The sequence below is a fragment of the Pseudomonas auratipiscis genome (assembly GCF_036324085.1).
Taxonomy (GTDB): domain Bacteria; phylum Pseudomonadota; class Gammaproteobacteria; order Pseudomonadales; family Pseudomonadaceae; genus Aquipseudomonas; species Aquipseudomonas auratipiscis.
Map to the genome: position 1 here is coordinate 1 of NZ_JAZDCU010000029.1, position 15789 is coordinate 15789.

14 protein-coding genes and 1 pseudogene are annotated in these 15789 nt (G+C 58.7%); 5 read left to right on the forward strand and 10 right to left on the reverse strand.

The features are described 5' to 3' along the window. Positions 1–180: 180 nt before the first annotated feature. Genes V0R60_RS25490 through V0R60_RS25500 form a run of 3 tightly spaced genes read right to left on the reverse strand, consistent with a single transcriptional unit; the run spans position 181 to position 2783 of the window. Positions 181–336 carry a DUF2474 domain-containing protein gene (locus tag V0R60_RS25490; protein WP_136478238.1) on the reverse strand — a complete coding sequence of 52 codons (156 nt, stop codon included), beginning with the start codon at positions 334–336 and terminating at the stop codon, positions 181–183. Between the two features lie 11 nt (positions 337–347). Further along, complete coding sequence (gene cydB / locus V0R60_RS25495; protein WP_136478239.1) at positions 348–1355, reverse strand: cytochrome d ubiquinol oxidase subunit II; 1008 nt, start codon at positions 1353–1355, stop codon at positions 348–350. A gap of 3 nt (positions 1356–1358) precedes the next feature. Beyond that, on the reverse strand, positions 1359–2783 hold the full coding sequence (locus V0R60_RS25500) for a cytochrome ubiquinol oxidase subunit I (RefSeq protein WP_136478240.1): 1425 nt from the start codon (positions 2781–2783) through the stop codon (positions 1359–1361). Between the two features lie 355 nt (positions 2784–3138). Between V0R60_RS25500 and V0R60_RS25505 the strand changes: the two genes are divergently transcribed. Beyond that, the gene (locus V0R60_RS25505; protein WP_136478241.1) at positions 3139–4377 is read left to right on the forward strand and encodes an MFS transporter; all 1239 of its coding nucleotides are present in this window, start codon (positions 3139–3141) and stop codon (positions 4375–4377) included. A gap of 21 nt (positions 4378–4398) precedes the next feature. Here the strand turns inward: V0R60_RS25505 and V0R60_RS25510 are convergent, their stop codons facing one another. Further along, complete coding sequence (locus V0R60_RS25510) at positions 4399–4878, reverse strand: GNAT family N-acetyltransferase (protein WP_203480408.1); 480 nt, start codon at positions 4876–4878, stop codon at positions 4399–4401. Positions 4879–5090: 212 nt separating this feature from the next. On the opposite strand from V0R60_RS25510, the gene V0R60_RS25515 reads away from it, so the two are divergent. Further along, positions 5091–6386 (forward strand): NCS2 family permease, encoded by a 1296-nt coding sequence (locus V0R60_RS25515; RefSeq protein ID WP_136478243.1) that lies wholly within the window; start codon positions 5091–5093, stop codon positions 6384–6386. Beyond that, positions 6383–7468 (forward strand): tRNA (uridine(54)-C5)-methyltransferase TrmA, encoded by a 1086-nt coding sequence (gene trmA / locus V0R60_RS25520; protein ID WP_136478244.1) that lies wholly within the window; start codon positions 6383–6385, stop codon positions 7466–7468. Before V0R60_RS25515 ends, trmA begins: the two co-directional genes overlap by 4 nt. A gap of 55 nt (positions 7469–7523) precedes the next feature. Here the strand turns inward: trmA and V0R60_RS25525 are convergent, their stop codons facing one another. Then, a complete protein-coding gene (locus V0R60_RS25525; protein ID WP_330080925.1) occupies positions 7524–8690 on the reverse strand; it encodes an alkaline phosphatase family protein in 1167 nt (388 codons plus the stop codon). A gap of 166 nt (positions 8691–8856) precedes the next feature. Here V0R60_RS25525 and V0R60_RS25530 point away from each other — a divergent pair, with 166 nt between their 5' ends. After that, positions 8857–9717, forward strand: coding sequence for a shikimate dehydrogenase (locus tag V0R60_RS25530; protein ID WP_330080924.1), 861 nt, complete (start codon positions 8857–8859; stop codon positions 9715–9717). A gap of 49 nt (positions 9718–9766) precedes the next feature. Here V0R60_RS25530 and V0R60_RS25535 read toward each other — a convergent pair whose 3' ends face one another. Beyond that, a complete protein-coding gene (locus tag V0R60_RS25535; RefSeq protein ID WP_136478247.1) occupies positions 9767–10435 on the reverse strand; it encodes a TetR/AcrR family transcriptional regulator in 669 nt (222 codons plus the stop codon). Between the two features lie 77 nt (positions 10436–10512). Next, a complete protein-coding gene (gene quiC / locus V0R60_RS25540; protein WP_330080923.1) occupies positions 10513–12420 on the reverse strand; it encodes a 3-dehydroshikimate dehydratase QuiC in 1908 nt (635 codons plus the stop codon). A 301-nt stretch (positions 12421–12721) separates the two neighbouring features. Between quiC and V0R60_RS25545 the strand changes: the two genes are divergently transcribed. Then, positions 12722–14062 carry an MFS transporter gene (locus V0R60_RS25545; protein WP_375547302.1) on the forward strand — a complete coding sequence of 447 codons (1341 nt, stop codon included), beginning with the start codon at positions 12722–12724 and terminating at the stop codon, positions 14060–14062. Here V0R60_RS25545 and V0R60_RS25550 read toward each other — a convergent pair. The 3 genes and pseudogenes from V0R60_RS25550 to pcaG form a co-directional block, all read right to left on the reverse strand. After that, positions 14059–14937 (reverse strand): DMT family transporter, encoded by an 879-nt coding sequence (locus V0R60_RS25550; RefSeq protein ID WP_136478250.1) that lies wholly within the window; start codon positions 14935–14937, stop codon positions 14059–14061. The genes V0R60_RS25545 and V0R60_RS25550 overlap by 4 nt on opposite strands. 65 nt (positions 14938–15002) lie before the next feature. After that, positions 15003–15080 (reverse strand): annotated as a pseudogene (locus tag V0R60_RS25555) (IclR family transcriptional regulator); the annotation flags it as partial. Positions 15081–15181: 101 nt separating this feature from the next. Beyond that, the gene (pcaG, locus tag V0R60_RS25560; protein ID WP_330080922.1) at positions 15182–15787 is read right to left on the reverse strand and encodes a protocatechuate 3,4-dioxygenase subunit alpha; all 606 of its coding nucleotides are present in this window, start codon (positions 15785–15787) and stop codon (positions 15182–15184) included. Between the last annotated feature and the right edge of the window lie 2 nt (positions 15788–15789).

A 15789-nucleotide genomic window follows, 5' to 3' on the forward strand; every position in this document is an offset into this window, starting at 1 on the left:
GGGCCAACAGCGCCGCCGCATCGAATGGATAAGCTCACAGCCTCAAATCCCAGCCCAGCCCAGCCCAGCCCAGCCCAAAGATCATGCCCCTGGGATTTCGTGAAGAACCAAAAAAAAGCCCTTCGCAACCTGAGCTGCGAAGGGCGCTAAAGCCGCCGCAAGGCGGGATGGGAAATACGATCAGTGCGTGCTCAGGCCTGCGGCAGCCATGAACATACGCATCAGCCAGGCCACAATACCCAGGGCGGTCACGCTGCCTGCCCAGATCACGACCAGCCAACCCAGGCGCTGCCAGAGCGGCTTTTTCTCTTCCTCAAAGGTTTGTTTGCCAGTCATTTCAGGCCCTCCTAGTGGTAGCCATCTTCATGGGTCACCTTGCCGCGGAACACGTAATAGCTCCAGAAGGTGTAACCGAGGATGAATGGAATGATGAACAGCGCCCCCACCAGCATGAAGCCCTGACTCTGCGGCGGTGCAGCAGCGTCCCAGATCGAGATTGATGGTGGAATGATGTTCGGCCACAAGCTGATGCCCAGGCCACTGTAGCCCAGGAAGATCAGCGCCAGGGTCAGCAGGAACGGCGTGTAATGGGCATTGCGTGCCACGGCCCGCAACAAACCGTACAGGGTCACCAGCACCAGGATTGGGACCGGCAGGAACCAGAACAGGTTCGGCAACGTGAACCAGCGCGTGGCGATCTCCGGGTGCGCAAGCGGCGTCCAGATACTGACGATACCGGTCACAGCCAACAGCACCAGGGCCAACGGCCGGGCCAGGTCGTGCATCTGCAACTGCAACTTGCCTTCAGTTTTCATGATCAGCCAGGTACAGCCAAGCAAGGCATAGGCAACGATCAAACCCAGACCACAAAACAGGCTGAACGGAGTCAACCAGTCAAGGGAGCCACCGGCGTAGCTGCGGTCGACCACGTTGAAGCCTTCGATAAAGGCGCCAAGGGCCACACCCTGGAAGAATGTAGCGGTCAGCGAGCCCCCGATGAACGCCTTGTCCCAAAGGTGACGTTTTTCAGCCGTTGCCTTGAAGCGAAACTCGAAAGCCACACCGCGAAAGATCAGGCCGACCAGCATCAGCATCAATGGTAGATAAAGCGCCGAAAGGACGACTGCATAGGCCAGCGGAAAGGCGCCAAACAGCGCGGCACCGCCCAGTACCAACCAGGTTTCGTTGCCGTCCCAGACCGGTGCGACGGTGTTCATCATCACATCACGGTCCTGCTCGCCCTTGACGAAGGGAAAGAGAATGCCGATTCCCAGGTCAAAGCCATCCATGACCACGTACATCATGATGCCGAAGATGATGATCACGGCCCAGATAAGCGGAAGATCAATACCCATGACTCAGTTCCCCTTGCTCAGGCTGGCGTGTTCGTCATCAGCAGCAGACAGCGGCCGTGCTGGCGTACGTTTCTGGCCAGGACCACCCGGCGTGGTTTCATCACCTTCGCCGATTTTCGGTCCCTTGCGCACCAGACGCATCATGTAGCCCAAGCCCGCACCAAACAGGGCGAAATAGACCACCACGAACATCACCAGGGTTATCCCTAACTGGGCATAACTGTGATTCGAGACCCCATCGGCAGTACGCATCAGGCCATAGACCACCCAAGGCTGACGACCGATCTCAGTGGTGAACCAGCCGGCGAGAATCGCGATCAGGCCGGAAGGCCCCATCCACAGGGTCAGATAAAGGAATGGCCGCGAGCTGTAGAGCTTGTCACCCCTGCGCAGCCAAAGGCTCCACACACCAACAAGGATCATCAGCATCCCCAAGCCAACCATCACTCGGAACGACCAGAACACCACGGTAGAGTTTGGCCGGTCTTCCTTTGGAAACTCCTTCATCGCCGGGACTTGCTTGTCCAGGCTGTGAGTCAGGATCAAACTGCCCAACGCCGGAATTTCCAACTTGAAGCGAGTGGTCTCGGCTTCCATGTCGGGAATCCCGAACAGAATCAGCGGGGTCGGCTCGTCGCCGACGTTTTCCCAATGACCTTCAATTGCCGCGATTTTTACAGGTTGGTGCTTTAGGGTGTTGAGTCCGTGGAAGTCACCGATCACCGCTTGAATCGGCGTAACGATCAAGGCCATCCACATCGCCATCGACAACATCTTGCGAATCGCTGGGTTGTCACGCCCACGCAGCAGATGCCAGGCCGCCGAAGCGCCGACAAAAAATGCGGTGGCGACAAATGCCGCAGTAGCCATGTGTGCCAGGCGATAAGGGAACGACGGGTTGAAGATCACCGCGAACCAATCCACCGGGATCACTACGCCATTGACGATTTCGTAACCTTGGGGGGTTTGCATCCAACTGTTGGACGCAAGAATCCAGAAGGTGGAAATGATAGTTCCGAGGGCCACCATGACCGTGGCGAAGAAGTGCAGGCCTCGACCAACACGGTTCCAGCCAAAGAGCATGACGCCGAGGAATCCGGCCTCGAGGAAGAAAGCGGTAAGCACTTCATAGGTCAGTAGCGGTCCGGTAATGGACCCGGCAAAATCGGAGAATTTGCTCCAGTTGGTCCCAAACTGATAGGCCATGACCAGACCGGAAACCACACCCATGCCGAAGTTGACGGCAAAGATTTTCGACCAGAAGTGGTAAAGATCACGGTAGACGCTGTTGTTGGTCTTGAGCCACAACCCTTCAAGCACCGCAAGGTAGCTCGCCAAACCAATGGTGATGGCCGGGAACAGGATGTGAAACGACACGGTAAATGCGAACTGGATTCGGGCGAGATCTAGAGCCTCTAATCCGAACATAGTGCTTCCTCTGTCAGGTAAACCGGCGTCAGGCGAAGGCCTTGGCGCCAACTGCCCCCACGGTAGTTGAGTGCGGCTAGTTGGAATTGTTCTAAAAACTTCACTTCGCAGGGAATTCGGCCGTCGGGCCCACCGTTGCAAATGAAACTATTGATCCAAATCAACGATTGCCAGAAAGGATAGTCCTGAAAGCCCTGCACAGTTCTGTGGTTGATTGCCGCAGATCAGTTGTCACTGATTTTGCGCGCCCCAAAACAGTGCGCAAAAAGTCCCTCGCTCGCGGTTCCTGCAACCTACTGTTACAAACTGGTGTTAATCTGCACGCCGATTTCTTTACAGAGGCTCTACTTCGCCGATGTCAGACCATCAGCCACTGTTGTTGCGCCACCATCGTCCCTTCCTCGCCTTCTGGCTGGCCCGGGTGTGTACCGCCAGCGGTTTCCAGATGCTGACCGTGGCCATTGGCTGGCATCTCTACCAACTGACTGGCAACGTGCTTGATTTGGGCCTAGTGGGCTTGGTGGAGTTCGCGCCGCGGGTGTTGTTCATGCTGCACACCGGGCATGTCGCCGACCGCTATGACCGACGCCGGGTCGCCGCTGTGTGCCAAACTGCTCAGGCCTTGATCGCCCTGGCGCTGGTGGTGGGTAGCAGCACAAACAATGTCAGCCGCGAATTGATCTTCGTCCTTGCCTTCCTGCTTGGCAGTGCTCGCTCCTTCGAGGTGCCAGCCACCCAGGCGCTGCTGCCTAACGTGGTTCCCAGCCAGTTGTTTCCCCGGGCAGTGGCCGCTTCCGCGTCAGCGATGCAGGCTGCAACCATCGTCGCACCCGCTGTAGGCGGTTTTCTCTACGCATTTGGCAGTATCTGGGTCTATGGGCCAACGGTATTGTTGTACCTGATCGCCTGCCTGTTGACCCTGAGCTTGAACGTTCCCCGGCAACGCCCGCTGCAGGGCCGCGCCAACCTGGAGTCACTGCTGGCCGGAATTCGCTTTATTCGCAGTCGCCCAGACATTCTCGGGGCCATCTCCCTGGACCTATTCGCTGTGCTGCTGGGCGGCGCGACGGCCTTGCTACCGGTATTTGCCAAGGACATCCTGCTCACCGGCCCTTGGGGGTTGGGGTTGCTACGTTCGGCGCCGGCGGTTGGCGCCCTGCTCATGTCGCTGTGGCTGTCGCGCTTTCCGGTAGAGCGCAAGGTGGGTCGGGTGATGTTCACCGCCGTCGGCATTTTCGGTGTGGCGACAATAGCCTTCGGCCTGTCGACCTCGTTCTGGTTCTCCCTGGCCGTACTGGCGGTACTGGGAGCCGCGGATATGATCAGCATGGTTATCCGCGGGGCCTTTGTGCAGTTGGAAACGCCCGACGAAATGCGTGGCCGAGTAAGTGCGGTGAACGGGTTGTTCATCGGCGCTTCCAATCAGCTTGGCGAGTTCGAGTCGGGGCTGACAGCGCATTGGTTCGGCACCGTACCGGCGGTGGTCCTGGGCGGGGTGGGCACCCTGGTAGTCACCGGGGTGTGGATAAAACTGTTCCCGAGCCTGGCGGGACGGGATCATCTGCACAGCCTGGCAGCTGGAACAAATCGCTAAGCCTGAACAGCGCACTGCCGCTCACAGCATGAGGGTCAACTGGCACTCGTAGCCCTGGCGAGCCCGATAGCCATTGCCAGAATCAACCCAACCGGTGGCCCGATAAAGTGCCAGCGCTGCGTCGTTGTTGGGCTCCACCGATAATTGCAGGCGGCGCACACCGGGCCACAAATCGCGAACCAGATCGGGAATGGCCTGCATGCAGAATCGCCCCAAGCCGCGGCCCTGAACCCTTCGATCCACTTGCAAGGCGTTGATCGCCGCCGCATCGGCAGCGGCCCAAGGCGGAAGAAACGCGCCACGCTGGAGCAACAGGAACCCTCGTGGCACGCTATCGAGCAACAACGCCACACCGCGCATGTCATCACTGTCGATACTTAAAAGAATGTACAACGCGCTGGAAATATCCCCGGCATAGCGTCGCTGCTCTGCGCTGACTTCGATGTCGATCAGTTGATCACGCTGGGTCTGGCTCAGGTCACGGTAGTCAATCAGTTGCACAGCGGCTGCTCATGGGGTGATGGAGGGATCGGTGCAGAATTTGTAGATATCTGTAGTGTATCGCGACATTAATTACCGCTCGCCGAGCATGCTGGTATGATGCGCGGCTTTTTTGCGGCCCATTCAAAATCCACATACCGTCCGGTACGGTCTGTGCTTTGCTGATGGGGTCGATACATTCACGGCGCCGGGGCGCGCCACGGGGAGCAGGCATGCTGGAAAGGCTGTTTCAACTAAAAGCACACAACACCAATGTCCGCACCGAAATTCTCGCGGGCGTCACTACCTTCCTGGCCATGGCCTATATCCTGTTCGTCAACCCGAGCATTCTCGGCGAGACAGGCATGGATAAAGGTGCACTGTTCGTCGCTACCTGCCTGGCTGCCGCCATCGGTTCGACGACCATGGGCCTGATCGCCAACTATCCGATCGCCCTGGCGCCGGGCATGGGCTTGAACGCCTTCTTCACCTACACCGTGGTCCTGCATATGGGACACACCTGGCAGGTTGCGCTGGGGGCGGTGTTCATTTCGGCCGTGCTGTTCTTTCTGCTGTCGATCTTTCGCATCCGTGAATGGATCGTCAACAGCATCCCCCTGCCCCTGCGCTCGGCAATTGCGGCGGGTATCGGCCTGTTCCTGGCACTGATCGCCTTGCACAACGCTGGTATCGTGGTCGATAACCCTGCGACCCTGGTGGGCCTGGGCGATCTCAAGCAACCCGCACCGATCCTCGCCACCCTGGGCTTCTTCCTGATCGTCGCTCTGGAGGCGATGAAAGTGCGTGGTGCCGTGTTGATCGGCATTCTGGCGGTGACTGTGGCGTCGATCGTCATGGGTGTCACCCCGTTCAATGGCGTCGTGTCGATGCCGCCATCGCTGGCTCCGACCTTCCTGCAACTGGACATCAAGGGTGCATTGGACGTTGGTCTGATCAGCGTCATCTTCGCCTTCCTGTTCGTTGACCTGTTCGACAACTCCGGCACCCTGATCGGCGTCGCCAAGCGTGCCGGTCTGATGCGCAAAGACGGCCACATGCCGAAAATGGGACGTGCGCTGATCGCCGACAGTACTGCGGCCATGGCCGGTTCCCTGCTGGGCACCTCGACCACCACCAGCTACATCGAATCGGCTGCGGGCGTGAGTGCTGGCGGACGCACGGGCCTGACCGCCATCGTGGTTGCCGTGCTGTTCCTCCTGGCGCTGTTCTTCGCCCCACTGGCCGGCAGTGTTCCAGCTTTCGCCACCGCTCCGGCCCTGTTGTTCGTCGCCGTTTTGATGGCCTCGGGCCTGGCTGAAATAAACTGGGACGACATTACCGAGGCAGCCCCCGTGGTCGTGACCGCGCTGGCCATGCCGCTGACCTACTCGATTGCCAACGGCATCGCTTTCGGTTTCATTTCCTGGACCGCGATCAAGTTGCTCTCTGGTCGTCGCCATGACCTGAACGCAGCCCTGGTGATTCTTTCGATCCTGTTTGTCATCAAGCTGGGCTGGTTCAACGCATGAGTGCTGTTTTAGACCCTTCAAGCTACACCCAGCAACTCGACGCCAAGGCTGCACGCCTGCGCGAGTTGCTGGCGCCTTTTGATGCACCCGAGCCTGCGGTGTTCGATTCGCCACGCGAGCACTATCGCCTGCGTGCCGAATTTCGCCTGTGGCGTGAGAACGAACAACGCTTCTATGCGATGTTCGCCCCGGGCGAGAAGCACACGCCGATCCTGATCGAAGACTTCCCGATTGCAAGCCTGCGCATCAATGATTTGATGCCGCGGCTCAAGGCTGCATGGCAAGCCAGTTCGGCACTGAGTTTCAAGCTGTTCCAGGTGGAGTTTCTGACCACACTGGCCGGCGACGCGATGATCACCCTGTGCTATCACCGTCCTCTGGACGAGCACTGGGAGGCGGCGGCGCAGCAACTGGCCAAAGACCTGGACGTAAGCATCATCGGTCGCTCCAAGGGCAAACGCCTGGTGATAGGCCGCGACTACGCGGTCGAGGAACTGCAGGTCGCCGGCCGTAGCTTCCGTTATCGTCAGCCCGAAGGCGCGTTCACCCAACCTAACGGTATGGTGAACCAGAAGATGCTCAACTGGGCCTACGAGGCGCTCGGTGAGCGTCAGGACGACTTGCTTGAGTTGTACTGCGGCAACGGCAACTTCACCCTGCCGTTGGCAACGAGGGTGCGCAAGGTACTGGCCACCGAGATCAGCAAGACCTCGGTCAACGCCGCCTTGCACAACCTCGATGACAACGGTGTGGACAACGTGCGCCTGGTGCGACTGTCTGCCGAAGAGCTGACTGAAGCGCTGAACGAAGTGCGTCCGTTCCGTCGTCTCGAAGGCATTGACCTGAAGAGCTACCAGTTTGGCAGCGTCTTCGTTGATCCGCCGCGTGCCGGCATGGACCCGGATACCTGCGAACTGACCCGACGTTTCGACAATATCCTGTACATCTCGTGCAACCCGGAAACCCTCGCGGCGAACATCGCCCAATTGCACGACACCCACCGCATCGAGCGCTGCGCCCTGTTCGATCAGTTCCCGTATACCCACCACATGGAAAGTGGCGTGTTGCTGGTTCGACGCTAAATCGGTAAGCGCGGGGCAAGCCCGCGCCTCCCGCGATAATCCGCGCAGACGTGGGTTAGCGCAGCGCCCCTGAACACATCAGCAACGGCACCAACTGGTCGTCATCGGTCAACGCCCCGTGGTGCCCACGCCACTGGCTGGCGTGTTTTTCCATTTCACTGCGAATAATTCCACCGGCCCCTGTTGGCACCACGATCAGGTCGCCAATCCGCGCCTCTGCATGGCTGAGCAGTACATCACCGAACAGTCCTGCAGAGATGGCCTGGGCCTTGGAAAACACCCGATAATTGTCACCCAGACGATTTTGCCAACGTTCGTGGACCCGGTCCTGCTGAGCAGGAACATATAAATAACGTGCGCGAACATCCCCCGCAATCGCGCGCACGCCCTCCTGCAACACCGGATCTGAGTCGAAGTCGCGCACCTGCTCGCTATCGAGCGCCAGCATTCCATGATCCGCGATCACCATGACCTGCACCCGCTCCGGCAATTTACCGACAATGGCTTGCGCCAACTGATCAGCAATTTCCAGTTGCTTGTGCCACGCTGGCGACCCCGGCCCGAACAAATGCCCGGCAAAGTCCAGATCACCGAAATAGGCAAAGCAAAAAGACGGTTCGCCACCTTCCAGGGCTGCGTTGATCAAGTCTGGATAGGCGTCGTAAGCAGGCGCCGGAAGAATCCGTCCGGCTTTGTAGATCGCCCTGCTGAAATCCGAATTGGCATAACGACCAAGCATGACGGTGCTGATGGCTATGCCCTGGTCGCTGGCCAGGCTCCAGGCGGCGGGAGGCACAATGAAGGACTCCGGTGAGGGTGCTGCAGCGGGCGGCACGTCGGCGCGCAGAGCTGTAGTGGTCCAGGACAGCGGCGACAACTCGGTCTGCTCGTCCAGGGCAAAACTGCAGCCGACTATGCCATGGGCACCACTGCCCAGCCCGGAAGTTACCGAGGCAAGGCTGGAGGCAGTCGTAGCCGGGAAGCCCACACGAAAGTGCGAGTCCGGTTGCATCAACGAGGCCAGAAACGGCGCATACCGGGCATGAGCCCGCAACAGATTCCAGCCCAAGCCGTCGATCAACAGCAAGCAGGTCGCTTGGGAGCGGTCGAGTCGAAAATTGTTACGTAAACCCCGCCCTCCCAGCGCGGCAAAGATCGATTGGGTCAGGTTTGCCAGACCTGGCCAGGTCTCCCCCATCAACTGCGAGTCTCTGAGCGGCATCGCCGTGTCTCCCTCCGTGGTCAAGTGCAGAACAGGTGTAGCACAGGCTGTGCGATCAGCGCACAGAAAAGTGGGACGCGGCGCTTTGACCAATTGACCGAATTAACCATCCGGTACATTTTTGCAAGGCGCGTCTCTGCCCAAGAACAACAATGGAGTCAACCCGATGAATCCGGCTACTTCTCCCGGCATTCTTGCCGGCCTGATCGGTGCAGGCATCCAGGCCTCACGTACCCCGGCACTGCATGAGCACGAAGGCCGTGCATCAGGTCTGAACTACCTGTATCGCCTGATCGACCTGGACAGCCTGAAGCTTGACAGCAGCGCCCTTGAACAGCTGCTCAGCGCCGCCGAATGCATGGGCTTTACCGGTTTGAACATCACCTTCCCTTGCAAGCAGGCAATCCTGCCGCTGCTCGACGAGTTGTCTGCAGAAGCCCGCGGCATTGGTGCGGTCAATACCGTGGTGCTCAAGGATGGCAAACGCATCGGCCACAACACTGACTGCCTGGGCTTTGCTGAAGGCTTCCGTCGAGGCCTGGCCGATGCTGCACGTGGCAACGTGGTGCAGATGGGAGCCGGTGGCGCTGGCGCAGCGGTAGCCCATGCGCTACTGGCAGAAGGTGTCGAGCAGTTGTTCGTGTTTGACCTCGAGACAGCCCGAGCACAAGCGTTGGTGGACAACCTCAATGCGCATTTTCGCGGTGCCCGGGCACGCATCGGGCATGACTTGCCAAGCGTGTTGGGCGACGCTGATGGTCTGGTCAATACCACGCCTCTGGGCATGGCCAAACTTCCGGGTACTCCTGTACCCAAAGCCCTGCTGCGACCTGAGTTGTGGATTGCGGAAATTATCTATTTCCCATTGCAAACCGAGCTCTTGCGTGATGCCCGAGCCTTGGGTTGCCGCACCCTGGATGGGTCGAGCATGGCCGTATTTCAGGCGGTGAAAGCGTTTGAGCTGTTCAGCGGCTTGAAGCCGGATGCGGCGCGCATGCTGGAACACTTCAACAATATGGGAAGGTGAGGTACAGCGCGGAGCAAGCCAGGTTGACCTGCTCCGCGGTTGCAAAAGGTCAGGCCTGCAAAAACTTGAGCACTGCCTCGCAAATCATTTCGCGGTGCCGCGCCTTGAGCGTCGCATCTTCGAAATCGACCTGGAACATCTCGCCAAAGGTGTTGCGATTTGAAACGCGATAAAAGCAGAAAGAGTTGATCAGCAAGTGCACATCCAACGCCTCCAGGCCCTGGCGAAATACCCCCTCGGCAGCCCCGCGGCACAGTACTTCGTCAAGTGCCGCCAGTACGGTGCTGTTCATCGAGCGAATGGCCGATGAGCGCTTCACGTACTCGGCGTGATGCATGTTTTCGTTGCACACGATCCGCACAAAATCGACGTTGCGATCATGGTGATCAAACGTGAACTCCACCAGGCGCCGGATGCCTTGACGCGGCTCCAGCTCAGCCAGGTGCAAGCTGCTCTCGGTATTGCGTATATCACCGTAGAGTTTCTCCAGCACCTCCACGTACAGCTGCTCCTTGCTGTTGAAGTAGTAATAGATCATGCGCTTGGAGGTTTGCGTGCGCTCGGCAATGGCATCGACCCGCGCCCCGGCGAGGCCCTCTTGGACAAACTCGCTGATAGCCGCCTGAAGGATATTCTCGCGGGTCTTTTCCGGATTGTTCTTGCGCCCCTTACGCGCCCCTGGTGTAGAGGCGGCGCAGAGTGCTGGAGTAGTTGTCATACGGGACTCGTGGCCAACAATTAACCCGGCGATTATGAGCTGCAGGGGGCAAGGAAGAAAGCCTGCAACCCCACCCTCTACAAACGTGCTGGTAACTGCGTGCCTGTGCGCGCTTTGGCCATGGCCGCCAGACGCACCGCAACATTGGCTGCGCCATAACCGCTGTAGCCATCGCGCCGCTGCAACACCTCAAAGAAGAAGCGCTCCTCGAACGGCTCGGTGTAGACGTGAAACAGCTCACCTCCCTGAGCATCACGATCGTAAAGCACATTGTAGTAGGCCAGCTCGCTGAGATACGCATCATCGAAGTCGAAGCGTGCAGCCAGGTCGTCGTAATAGTTGAGCGGAATGTCGAGCAAGGCCACGCCGGCCTCTTTGGCCTGTTTTACCGCAGCAAAGATGTCATCGCACTCAAAGGCGATGTGGTGCACACCCGAGCCGCGATAGTGAGATAGCGCATGGGCAATGGCAGTATTGCGATTCTCCGAGATGTTCAAGGGCAGACGTATCGAGCTGCAACGACTGCGCAAAGCACGGCTCTTGACCAGGCCATAGGGATCGGGCAACACCACTTCGTCATCGGCGGTGAAATCCAGCACGCTTTTGTAGAACAGCGCCCAGCTGTCCAGGCCATCAGCGGGCAACGCCAGGGCCATGTGATCGATGCGCTTGAGACCCAGGCCTTTGCCCGCGGCTTGCACGTGGCTGAAATCGGTATCGTAAATGGTTCGACCCTGCGCATCCTGATCGACCAGGTAGATCAGGCTACCATCTGGAGCACGTACAGCTGCCAGTTCACGCTCATTGGGGCCGACCAGACCACGATAAGGTTGGCCCTGGTAAGCAACCGCACGTGCCAAAGCCTGTGCACTGTCCTTGACCCGGATTGCGGTGGCACACAACGACGGACCATGGCTTTCGAAAAAGTTGTGCGCAAACGAATAGGGCTCGGCGTTGAGGATCAGATTGATATCGCCCTGGCGCAGCAAGCTGACATTCTTCGAACGGTGCGCACCAGCGCGGCTGAACCCAAGACGCTGCAGCCAATTGCCAAGCTTGGCTCCGAGGGCATCATCCACCGCGAACTCAAGGAACTCGACGCCATCGTAGGCATCGGCCGCAGGGGGCGCGAACAACAGATCGTCGAGCGGCTGTCGAGCCTGCAGTTCAAGGCGCTGGCGAGTCTTTTCCTCAAGGTACAGCAGCGAACGCAAGCCATCGGCTGCATTGGCCCGCGGCGGCGCGGCGCGAAAGCCATCGTTGAAGATTTCCAGCGACAAGGGCCCACGGTAGCCACTTGCCAGAATCGGTGCCAAAAAGCCTGCCAGATCGAACTCACCCTGCCCCGGGAAACAGCGAAAATGGCGGCTCCACTCCAGCACGTCCATCGCCAGGATCGGCGCGTCGGCCATCTGCACGAAGAAAATCTTGTCCCCAGGCACCTGGGCGATCGCCGAAGGATCCCCCTTGAGCGACAAGGTATGAAAACTGTCGAGAATCATCCCCAGGCTTGGGTGATCCGCAGCCTGGACAATTTTCCAGACCTGCTGCCAGGTATTTACATGGCGCCCCCAGGCCAGCGCCTCGTAACCGATTCGCAGGCCGCGCGCACCTGCTCGTTCCGCCAGCAGACGCAGATCATCAACCAGCAACTGATGCTCGCCCGAAGAGTCGGCAGCGACATTGCTGCACACCAGCACCAGGTCGGTTTCCAGTTCCTGCATCAAGTCGAACTTGCGCTCGGCGCGATCCAGATTGCGCTCCAGGCGATTACGACGGCAGCCTTCAAAATCTCGAAACGGTTGGAACAGGCTGATGCTCAGACCCAGGTCGGCACAGCGCTGACGGATTTCTCGAGGGCTGCCGGCGTAGTACAGCAGGTCATTTTCAAAGATCTCGACACCATCGAAGCCCGCCGCGGCGATAGCTTCAAGTTTCTCTGGCAGGGTACCGCTCAAGGATACAGTGGCAATCGAACGCTGCATTTTTATGGCTCCGATGGGCAGGCAAAACCCGGATATTGCGATTATTGGAGCTGCGCATTTATTGCTCAACAAAAAAGGGACTAACTGGTTAGTTTTGTGTTCGATTATCGCCCATAATAGCGATCCACGAATTGACCCGTTTTTGACCACAGGCGCACCATTTCGACACAGGGCAACGCGATCCACGGGCCAAAAGCTCATTGACGCTTGCCGTTTCAATCGACAGCCGGGCACCCCGGCGGCTTTGAGCATTGCGTCACCAGGCTTGACCCATAAACATAAAAATACGGGTAACCTTCCCATGATTCATTCGCAAAGCACCCGCATAGCCCAGCCAATGGTCAGTACTGCGCACGCCGGTATCGGCGACAAGATTCGAGGTGCCATGGCGGTCGGCAAGACCCGTTGGTCCATGCTTGCCCTGGTATTTTTTGCCACTACCCTGAACTACATCGACCGCGCCGCCCTCGGCGTCATGCAGCCGATCCTGGCCAAGGAAATGAGCTGGACGGCGATGGACTACGCCAACATCAACTTCTGGTTCCAGGTCGGCTACGCCATCGGCTTCGTCCTCCAGGGGCGCTTGATCGACCGCATCGGCGTCAAGCGTGTGTTCTTCTGCGCCGTGCTGCTCTGGAGCCTGGCTACCGGCGCCCATGGCCTGGCCACTTCAGCGGCAGGCTTCATGGTTTGCCGATTCATTCTTGGCGTGACCGAGGCGGCCAACTACCCCGCTTGTGTCAAAACCACGCGCTTGTGGTTCCCGGCAGGCGAACGGGCAGTGGCCACAGGCATATTCAATGCCGGGACTAACGTCGGGGCGATGTTCACGCCAATGCTATTACCACTGGTTCTCACCGTCTGGGGGTGGCAAGCCGCTTTTTTAGGCATGGCGGCGCTCGGTCTGGTCTGGGTGATTTTCTGGGGCTTGAAGTACTTCAATCCAGAAGACCACCCAACCGTCAGCAAAGAAGAGCTGGCCTACGTGCAGAGTGAAGTTGAACCCGATCAGGCTCGTGTACCGTTCTCACGCATCCTACGCATGCGCGGCACCTGGGCATTCGCGCTGGCCTATTCGATGACAGCGCCAGTGTTCTGGTTCTATCTGTACTGGCTGCCGCCTTTTCTCAACCAGCAGTACAGCCTGGGAATCAACGTGACGCAGATGGGTATTCCACTGATCGTCATCTACATCAGCGCCGACTTCGGCAGCATCGGCGGCGGCATTCTCTCGTCGTTCCTGATCGGCCGTGGCATGGCAGCGGTCAAGGCCCGACTGCTGTCGATGCTGTTGTTCGCCGTCACCATCATCGGCGTGATCTTTGCCGCAGGTGCCAGCAGCTTATGGGTAGCAGTGATGGCCATTGCCCTGGCTATTGCCGCACACCAGGCCTGGACTGCCAATATCTGGAGCCTGGTGATGGACTACACGCCCAAGCACATGATGAGTACGGTATTCGGTTTTGGCGGGATGTGCGCCGCCATTGGCGGGATGTTCATGACCCAGTTGGTGGGCTATATCCTGACTACCACCAATAACAATTACACGGTGCTGTTCACCCTGATCCCGGCCATGTACTTCCTTGCGTTGATCTGGATGTACCTGCTGGCACCACGCAAAGTGCCGAAAGTCGAAGCTTAACGACTGCGTTGCAACCAGGCTGCACCGAGTCCGCTCAAGCAGATCAAGGCAATACCAACCAGCCCGGCTATGTCCGGGCTGTGTCCGAACAGCACCAGACCGAGAATTCCAGCAAACACGATCTGGCAATAACTGAACGGCGCCAGCATGGCCGGTGGCGCATGTCGGAAAGCCTGGGTCAAAAACAGGTGCGCGGTCATCCCGAAAGTACCCAGTGCCACGGCCATCAACCCGTGAATCAGGCTCGGCGTCTGCCAAAACATCGGTACCACAGCGCTCATCACCAGCGTATTGAGCAAGCCGGTAAAGAAGTTGCTGGTGGTGGGGCTATCGATGCCGCTGAGTTTGCGGGTCAGCAATTGGTAGAAACAGAAACACAAGGCCGAACCAAAAGGCAGCAACACCGCAGGTTTGAACAGTTCGCCGCCTGGATGAATGATCACCGTCACCCCGACGAAGCTCACCAACACTGCCACCCACTGCCCACGAGTGACCTTCTCGCCCAGCAAGGGTAGCGACAGCGCTGTCACCAGCAATGGCGCAAGGAAGTTGACCGCCGTGGCTTCGGCGAGCGGGATGTATTGCAAGGCGGTGGTAAACAACAGGCTGGTGCCCAGCAGGCACAAGGCCCGCAGGGTCTGCAGGCCCGGCCGTTTGGTGCGCAACACGCGCAGCCCGGACTGCGGCAGAAAAATCACCATCATCAGCAGGGTATGCACCAGGTAACGCGCCCACACCACCCACAGGATCGGATAAAACCCGGCCAGGTACTTGGACAATGCGTCGTGACTGGCAAACAGGAACGTTGCCAACACCACCAGCAAAATGCCCCGTAATGGCTGGCTGGTATCGGTGAGCGAGGTAGGACGGGGCATTTGCTCGGCTCGCAGGATAGCGCTGCAACAGCAGCGGGCTGGACGGCTCAGTCTATAGGGTTATTTTGCATGGGCAACCCGCGTGGCTCGCTGGTGAGCCGCTCAAGAAGATTGAAGGCGCGTTGGATCTGACTGCCAGCCATGGGTTCGATCCCTGGGATATGTACCGATGCCAAAGAGCCACGGCCAAGGCGCCGATAATGGCGGGGCGTCTCAAGTTGCCCCGCGACCAGGTCCACTCACCTTAGAAGTCGAAAAACACCGTCTCGCCTTCACCTTGAATGCGAATGTCGAAGCGATAGGCCAACTTGCCATCAACTTCACAACGGGTCGCCACCAGTGTTTCGCGTCGTTGCGGTTGCTCGATCAGGTTGAGCACTGGGCACTGGCTGTTGGCCTGGGCCTCGTCATCGAAGTACAGGCGCGTTTGCAGATGGATGTTGATCCCCCTGGCGAACAGGCTGACATTGATATGTGGCGCCATGGGTACGCCTGCGCCATTGTTGACCACACCTGGCTTGACGGTATGCAGGGTCCATTCACCCGCATCAAAGGTGGTGGCGGTACGGGCAAAGCTGTTGAAGGGCTTTTCCAGATCAAAATCGCTCTGATACTGGCCATTGTGATCTGCCTGCCAGAACTCCAGGAACGAGTCGCGCACCAAGTGGCCATTGCCGTCGTAGACGTTGCCGAACACCAGAATATGCTCACCGGGCGCATCCTGGCGTGCCATGCGGTTCCAGATTTCCTGATCACGGCCAGGGTTACCGGCCGCTTCCAGGGCCAGGCCAATGTGGACATACGGGCCAGCAGTTTGCGAAGGGGTTTCTGGCAGCAATTGAACGGGCATAG